The 6,850-nt window shown below is 32.7% G+C and carries 7 protein-coding genes; all 7 read left to right on the forward strand.

Annotated features, from left to right (window positions below):
- A partial coding sequence (locus tag NT145_08915; protein MCX5782794.1) for a hypothetical protein occupies positions 1 to 216 on the forward strand: 216 nt, incomplete at its 5' end.
- Between the two features lie 36 nt (positions 217 to 252).
- The gene (locus NT145_08920; GenBank protein MCX5782795.1) at positions 253 to 1,755 is read left to right on the forward strand and encodes an FAD-binding oxidoreductase; all 1,503 of its coding nucleotides are present in this window, start codon (positions 253 to 255) and stop codon (positions 1,753 to 1,755) included.
- Between the two features lie 52 nt (positions 1,756 to 1,807).
- Positions 1,808 to 2,938 carry a glycosyltransferase gene (locus tag NT145_08925; protein MCX5782796.1) on the forward strand — a complete coding sequence of 377 codons (1,131 nt, stop codon included), beginning with the start codon at positions 1,808 to 1,810 and terminating at the stop codon, positions 2,936 to 2,938.
- 33 nt (positions 2,939 to 2,971) lie between these two features.
- Complete coding sequence (locus NT145_08930) at positions 2,972 to 4,036, forward strand: glycosyltransferase (GenBank protein ID MCX5782797.1); 1,065 nt, start codon at positions 2,972 to 2,974, stop codon at positions 4,034 to 4,036.
- On the forward strand, positions 4,020 to 4,790 hold the full coding sequence (locus NT145_08935) for a glycosyltransferase family 2 protein (GenBank protein MCX5782798.1): 771 nt from the start codon (positions 4,020 to 4,022) through the stop codon (positions 4,788 to 4,790). The genes NT145_08930 and NT145_08935 overlap by 17 nt, the downstream gene beginning before the upstream one ends.
- On the forward strand, positions 4,787 to 5,833 hold the full coding sequence (locus tag NT145_08940) for an MraY family glycosyltransferase (protein ID MCX5782799.1): 1,047 nt from the start codon (positions 4,787 to 4,789) through the stop codon (positions 5,831 to 5,833). The genes NT145_08935 and NT145_08940 overlap by 4 nt, the downstream gene beginning before the upstream one ends.
- Positions 5,833 to 6,850: FAD-dependent oxidoreductase (locus tag NT145_08945; GenBank protein MCX5782800.1), on the forward strand; the 1,018-nt coding region annotated here is incomplete at its 3' end. The genes NT145_08940 and NT145_08945, both read left to right, overlap by 1 nt.

Here is a 6,850-nt window from a genome sequence, read left to right on the forward strand (position 1 = left end):
ATACTGAATGAGTTTTTATCAAATAATACTTTTTTTGAAAATTATGATGTTTTTTCTGTGTATGAAGACGAAAAGCTTGGACCTGAAAAAGCAAGCTATTCCCTCCATTTAACCTTTCGCCATCCTGAACATACTCTCACCGATCAAGAAGTAAACGGTCTTATTAACGAAATGTTGAAAAGACTTAAAGAAATTGATGTTACATTAAGAGCTTAACCCTTAAATGGACATCATTTTATAAAGGCATTTCAAATGATAATTAAAACTGAGAAAGATACAGTTCAATCATATTTTGAGGACCAATCCGGGCTTTTAGGCGGGCATGCTCACAAAATTTATATTCCGGAAAATGAATTTGAAATAATTGATTTTTTGAAAGAGATGTCTCAAAAAAAAACTCCGGTTACTATTTCAGGTTCAGGGACCGGCGTGACCGGAGGGAGAATACCTTTCGGCGGGGTTGTTTTGTCTTTAGAACGGCTGAATAAAATTATTGAAATAAAAAGCGTCTCTAAAGATCAGGCATATGCAGTAGTTCAATCCGGAGTAATAGTTCAGGAACTAAAAAAACAAGCAGAAAATCTGGGCTGGCTTTATCCTCCGGATCCGACTGAACAAAATTCATTTATCGGCGGAAATATCGCCACTAATGCCTCGGGTTCAAGGGGCTTTAAGTTCGGTTCAACAAGAGAATATGTAAATAAAATAAAGGTCATACTTTCAAACGGAGAATTAATTCATATCAAAAGGGGCGAAATATTTGCATCCAAAGAAGGAGTAATTGCCTTGCCTTTAAAAAATGGTAAACTTAATATTAAACTTCCGAGCTATAAGCTTCCAAATATAAAAAATGCCGCGGGATATTTTAATCTCCCCGGAATGGATTTGATAGACCTTTTTATTGGCAGCGAAGGAACATTGGGAGTAATTACCGAAGCAGAAGTGCGTTTAATCCCAAAAATTTCAAAAATATTTAGCGGAGTGGCTTTTTTCCCTAAAAAAGAATTGGCTTGGAAGTTTGCTCTTGAAATAAGAAAGATTTCTCTAAATACTAGGAAAAAGAAGCAATTATTAGATATAGATGCTTTATCAATTGAATATCTGGATAAAAATACTTTAAAACTTTTAAAAGATAAATACCCGCAAATTCCGGATTTTTCTGATGCTTCAATTATGTTTGAGCAGGAGACATCTAGTGTAAATGAAGATATAATAATTGAAAAATGGTCTAAAGTTTTAGAAAAATATGATGCGCCTTTAGATAAAATATGGTTCGGGACAAGCTTAAAGGACAGTGAAGGTTTTAGGGATTTTAGGCATGAGGTTCCGGAAAAAGTTAATGAAATAGTCAGAAAAAATAAATTTCCGAAAACCGGCACAGATATAGCAGTGCCGGAAAATAATCTAATTAAACTGCTTGAATATTTTTATAAAACAGCTGTTAAAGAAGAAATAGATTATCTTGTTTTTGGGCACATTGGCGATTGTCATTTGCATGCTAATTTCCTGCCTAAAAATGTATCGGAATTCAATAGATGTAAGGAAATATATAAAAATATTGTTGGAAAAACGATAGATTTAAAAGGAACAGTCTCAGCCGAGCACGGAATAGGAAAATTAAAACATATTTTTATTGAAAAAATGTTGGGAATATCAGGAATTATGGAGATGGCGAGGATAAAGAAAAAGATTGACTCTGCCTCTATACTTGGATTAGGTAATATTTTCCCTGCAGAATTAACAAAAAAGGTGTAAAATTATAAAAGCCGCAGGATTATTTAGATCTCAGGAGGCTTAATTAAAAAAAATGGGAAACTTGGAAAAAAGAAAAATTATTTTTGTTATCCCTAATCTTGCAAGGGGCGGGGCAGAAAAAATATTTGTTACTCTCTTGGATAATCTAAATACGGACAAAATAGAACCAATTTGCGTATTTTATGATTCAAAACATTTCTTTTCAATTCCCAAAAATATCAAACAATATATTTTGAATTTGCCTGCTACTAAAAATTATTTTTTAAAACTGGTTCGTTTTATTCTTAGAATACTAAATTTAAGGAAAATCATAAATGACCTTAATCCCGATGTTTTATTTGGCTTTCTAACCGAAACGAATTTGGTCATGATTATTGCGAGATTATTTTCAAAATATAAACCCAAATTAATAATAAGCGAGTATACCCTGCCTTCCCTGCATATGAAATATCGTCCTGACCTAAGATTCCTGATGTCATTGTTCTATAGAATATCTGATAATATAATTGCTATATCAAATGGCGTAAAAAAAGATTTAATAGAAAATTTTGGAATTAAGGAAGAAAAAATTAGTGTGATATATAACCCGATAAACGAAACAGAAATAAAGTCAAAAAGTGAAGAAGAGATTACCGAACATGTTTGGTTCAAAGAAAATAAGCCGATAATTATTAATGTAGCTTCATTAACAAAATTAAAAGGACATGAATATCTGATCAATGTATTTGAGATCATAAGAAAGAAATTGGACTGCAGGCTGGTTATTTTAGGGGATGGAGACGAGAAAGAAAGGCTTATAAATTTAGTAAATAGTAAGAATCTGGAAAAAAATGTCTTATTTTTGAATTTTCAAGAAAATCCTTATAAATTTATGGCTCATTCTTCGGTTTTTGTGTTATCATCACTTTATGAAGGTCGACCAAATGTATTAATTGAGGCTATTTTGTGCGGTATTCCAGTAGTTTCAACGGATTGTCCTTGCGGGCCCAGGGAGATAATTTTTGACGGGGTTGATGGCTTGCTTGTTCCTATGAAGGATGAAAACAAATTAGCCGAAGCGGTTCTTAAAATACTTAATAATAAAAAATTTGCGGGAGAGTTAATTTTAAATGCCAAAAATAAGCTTAAGGAATTTTCTTTACAAAAGTCTATTTCAAAATATGAAGAAATTTTAACAAAATAGAAACTCTAAGAAGCTTTGATCAAAAAATAATATATGTTAAAGCTCTTATATGTAATATCCAATACCAATGGAGAAAAATTTACTCCTTTTTTATTTCTTTTAAAAAAAACAGGAGCTGAAGATCAGTTAATTCCTAAATCTGTTGAATATCGTATAGCTAATAACTATTCTTATATGTCAATTTTTGGCACGATATTCAGTTTATTTAAATTCTGCAGAAAAATAAAACCGGATATAATAGTTTCTTTTTTATGGAGAGCTAATATAGTCTCAGCTTTTGTTTCTTTATTTTGTCGCATTAAGCTTATTTTAGCAGAACACACGGTCACCGATATTTGTATAAGCGGCTATAAACATTCTTTCTTTAAGTCTGTAGTATTATCTCTATCGTACAGAATAGCAAATAAAATTATTGCGGTCTCAGATGACGTAAAGGATTCACTGATAAATTACCTGAAGGTTGACAAAAATAAAGTAGAAACAATTTATAATGGTGTAGACATAGTTACAATTGAAACTAACTCAATAGAAAAAGTGTCTTTGCCGTTCAAAGAATATTTAATATCGTGTGGTCGATTGGAAAAAGAGAAAAATTATTCATTTTTGTTAGAAGTGATAAACTTTTTAAAGCAGGAACTGTCTGTCAACATTCCTTTAGTGATACTTGGTGAAGGAAGAGAAAGAAATAAATTGGAAAAGAAAGCAAAGGATCTCAATATAGACCTTTTTATGCCGGGATATATTGAAAATCCGTATCCTTATATAAAAAACGCTAAAGCTTTTGTTCTTAGTTCAACGTATGAAGGTTTTCCGGGGGTAATACTTGAGGCCATGGTTTTAAAAACACCGATTATAACGGTTGCATGCCGTGGGGGAATAAATGAGATAATTAAAAATGGGGTAAATGGTATAATTGTTGAACAAAATAATATAAAAGCCTTTGCATCTGCGATTAAAGACTTGAAGCAGAATATACCCTTAAAAGAAAAACTTGTTGAAAATGCGTATAAAACTGTTCGTGAAAAATATGATATAAAAGAAATGCTGTTTAAATACGAATCAATTATGGAAGAGATAATCTATGAAAAAAAAATCTAAAGTTATTGTTGTTATGCCCGCGTATAATGCGGAAAAAACACTTAAACAAACACTCAATGATATCCCGAAAGGAAGTGTTGACGAGATAATTCTTGTTGACGATGCGTCCAAAGATGATACCGCAAAGCTTGCGAGAAAATTGGGGCTGAAGGTTATTGAGCACAAAGAAAATGTGGGGTATGGAGGAAATCAAAAAACCTGTTATAAAACAGCTATTGAAGAAGGAGCCGATGTGGTTGTTATGCTGCACCCGGATTATCAGTATGATCCCAGGCTTGTTCCCTATCTTTCCGGTTTGATTATTGATGGAATTTGCGATGTCGTTTTGGCTAACCGTATTCGTACCAGAAAAGAAGCTATTGAGGGCGGGATGCCTTTATATAAATATTTTTTCAATCGAATGCTTACCTTTATTGAAAATTTGTTCTTAGGTTTAAATTTAGGGGAATATCATACCGGTTACCGCGCTTTTTCTAAAAAGGTCTTGGAAACAATAAGGTATGAAGAAAATTCTGATGATTTTGTTTTTGACCAGCAAATATTGATTCAAGCGGCGGCGCTTGAGTTCAGGATTGGGGAAATACCTGTGCCGGCAAAATATTTTAAAGAAGCATCATCAATAAATTTTAAAAGAAGCGTTAAATACGGGATAGAAACTTTGCTGAACGTAATGAAATTCATCTTGCATCGCATAGGATTAATAAAATTTTCTATTTTTTATCCCAAAAACAGAAATCAGGAGAAGAAAAAATGAGCAAATATCCGTATTCTTTATATTTTCTTGCTTTGGGAATATCCTTTTTTATGTCATTTTTTCTTGTGCCTTTATTCCGTTTGATTGCCTTAAAACTGAAAGTTTTGGATATGCCTCATTCTCAGGTAAAAACCCATAAGGAACCTATTCCATATTTGGGCGGTTTACCTATTTGGATAGGATGGATTGTGAGTTTATTTATTATCAGATTCACTACATTTTTTCCTACAGGAACTCTTCATAGTTTACGAGGAATTATTTTAGGAAGTATATTAATATTAATTCTTGGTTTAGCAGACGATATTATTCCTAAAGGATTAGGATTTAAATCTAAACTGCTTGTTCAGACGCTGGCCGCGCTGATTGTCATTCTTTTTGATATTAGGCTTCATTTTATCAACCCAAATTTTATTGCCATTATAGTTAGCGTAATTTGGATTATCGGTATTACAAATTCATTAAATATTATTGATATTATGGATGGTTTATCAAGCGGAATAGCATTTATTGCATGCATGGCATTTCTATTTATAGCGCTTCCGACTGAACAAATTTATGTAAATTTCTGTGCGGCAGCGCTTGCAGGAGGAATATTAGGATTTATTCCCTACAATCTTTCAAAAGGTAAAAAGATTTTTATGGGCGATACAGGGAGTTTAACCATAGGATTTATTCTTGCTTCCATATCACTGGGAACTTCTTATACCAAGGTAAATTATATAGGCCTTTTTGCTCCGTTATTAATTCTAGCTATACCAATTTATGATACTTTTCTTGTGATGGTGCTTCGGTGGAGTAAAAGTATTTCTCCGTTTATGGGCAGTAAAGACCATTTTGCACTAAGACTTGAAAAAATAGGATTTAGCAGAAAACAAATACTGTTGATAACTTACTTTGCCAGCATAATACTTTCTTTGAGCGCTTTCTTAATAACTCGCCTGTCTACAGAATATGCTACTTATATTTTTATATTTATTGTGTTGCTGGCGATAATAACTGCGTATAGACTAAGCCAAGTTAAAATGGAAGAAAAAGGGAAATAATGCCTGAAATTATAATTATTGGTGCGGGATTGACCGGCACATCTCTTGGATATTTTCTAAAAAAGGATTTTGTTATTTTGGAAAAAGAAAAAGTTCCGGGAGGGCTTTGCAGATCAATAAAAATAGATGGTTTTACTTTTGATTATTCGGGTCATTTCCTTCACCTTCATCAAAACAAAACGAAGCAGTTATTAAAAAATCTGCTTGAAAATAATCTCAGAGAAATCCAAAGAAAATCTTGGATTTATGAATTTGATAGATTTATTCCATTCCCCTTTCAAGCTAATCTATATTATCTTCCGGAAAAAATAAAAAAAGAATGTTTACAAGGTTTCATTCACAGGCCAAAAAGGAATAATCAGAATTTCTACAACTGGTCACTTTCAACTTTTGGCAGCGGCATAACTAAACACTTTATGAAACCTTACAACGAGAAACTCTGGACTGTTTCAAGTAAAATTCTTAGTTCAGACTGGGCTGCGCCTTTCGTGCCTCAACCGGCTTTAAAAGATATAATAAATGGAACCCGAAATAAACAAACCAAATCCTTCGGCTATAATGAATACTTCTTCTATCCAATAAAGGGGGGAATTCAATCTATTGCGGATGCTTTTTGTGAAAAAGTTAGCAATATAAAACTAGGGACTAGCTGCTTAAAAATCGATTATAAAAGAAATATTATAGAAGCTTCAAACGGAAAAAAATATAATTATCAGTTTTTAGTTTCCACCCAGCCTCTGGTAAAACTGCTGGAAAGCATAATAAATCTGCCCGGTGAAATAAGATCGGCAGCAGAAAAACTAAGATGGAATTCGGTTGTTTGTTTCAATGTTGGGGTTAAAGAGGATGGAAACTCAAAACTTGCCGGCGGAAAGCATTGGATATATATTCCGGAGAAAAAATACCCGTTTTATCGAGTTGGTTTTTACAAAAATATTATGCCTTCTTCTTGCCCGAAAAACGCTAGCTCAATGTATATTGAGGTTAGTCATCGGCCAAACAAAAAAATAAACAAAA

Source organism: Elusimicrobiota bacterium (assembly GCA_026388075.1).
In the GTDB taxonomy this organism is placed as follows: Bacteria; Elusimicrobiota; Endomicrobiia; order Endomicrobiales; family JAPLKN01; genus JAPLKN01.

Excerpts from the sequence above, each read along its gene's own strand:
- NT145_08920 (MCX5782795.1), top strand. The coding sequence starts at position 253 with ATGATAATTAAAACTGAGAAAGATACAGTTCAATCATATTTTGAGGAC.
- NT145_08925 (MCX5782796.1), top strand. The coding sequence starts at position 1,808 with ATGGGAAACTTGGAAAAAAGAAAAATTATTTTTGTTATCCCTAATCTT.
- NT145_08930 (MCX5782797.1), top strand. The coding sequence starts at position 2,972 with ATGTTAAAGCTCTTATATGTAATATCCAATACCAATGGAGAAAAATTT.
- NT145_08935 (MCX5782798.1), top strand. The coding sequence starts at position 4,020 with ATGAAAAAAAAATCTAAAGTTATTGTTGTTATGCCCGCGTATAATGCG.
- NT145_08940 (MCX5782799.1), top strand. The coding sequence starts at position 4,787 with ATGAGCAAATATCCGTATTCTTTATATTTTCTTGCTTTGGGAATATCC.